Genomic DNA, 684 nt, shown 5'->3' on the forward strand with positions numbered 1-684 from the left:
GCATCTCCTGATGCGCATGCATGCGGCTTGCCATTTGCTCACCGTCGTCTGTCCGTTTCCAATCACCGGTGCCGCCGTTTCCGAGGACGACAGCCGTGTCGACTTCGACGCTCCGGATGCCGGCTTCACCAAGGAGGACATCACCGCCGGGCTGATGGAGCTGGTGCGGGCCGATCATCCGATCTTTGTCAGGCTGATCAGTGACGAGGAACTGGCCGCCAATCCCGGCCTGGTGAAATCCAAGAACGTCCGGCCGCCGGCCGGCACCGGCAAGATCCGCCTGGTCTGTATCGGCGACAACGCCTCGGTGGACAGCCAGCCCTGCGGCGGCACCCATGTGAAGAGCACTGGCGAAGTCGGCGAAATCCACATCGGCAAGATCGAGAAGAAGGGCCGTGAAAACCGGCGCTTCCGCATCCGCTTTGGGCCGATGCCGGCAAACTGAACAGACAGTGATCGCCAAAAGGCGAGCAGGAGCACAAAATGGCCGAGGACAGCCCCTTCACCGTCGACGCAGACTGGCTGCAGCAACGTCTCGGCGAGCCGGGCCTGACGATTCTCGACGCATCCTGGTATCTCCCGGCGCAGAAGCGCGATGCGCGCGGCGAGTATGATTCGGCCCACATCCCGGGCGCACGATTTCTGGATCAGGATGCGGTTTCGGATCCGGATTCGCCCTTGCCG

The 684-nt window shown here is 63.2% G+C and carries 1 protein-coding gene and 1 pseudogene; both read left to right on the forward strand.

The genetic code is table 11. From position 1 onward, the window contains the following. Positions 1-445: alanyl-tRNA editing protein (locus ENZ74_RS33525; protein WP_164761487.1), on the forward strand; the 445-nt coding region annotated here is incomplete at its 5' end. Between the two features lie 38 nt (positions 446-483). Beyond that, positions 484-684, forward strand: a pseudogene (locus ENZ74_RS33530) (sulfurtransferase); the annotation flags it as partial.

It is taken from the genome of Mesorhizobium sp. M7A.F.Ca.CA.002.15.2.1 (assembly GCF_003998715.1).
Lineage (GTDB): Bacteria > Pseudomonadota > Alphaproteobacteria > Rhizobiales > Rhizobiaceae > Mesorhizobium > Mesorhizobium ciceri.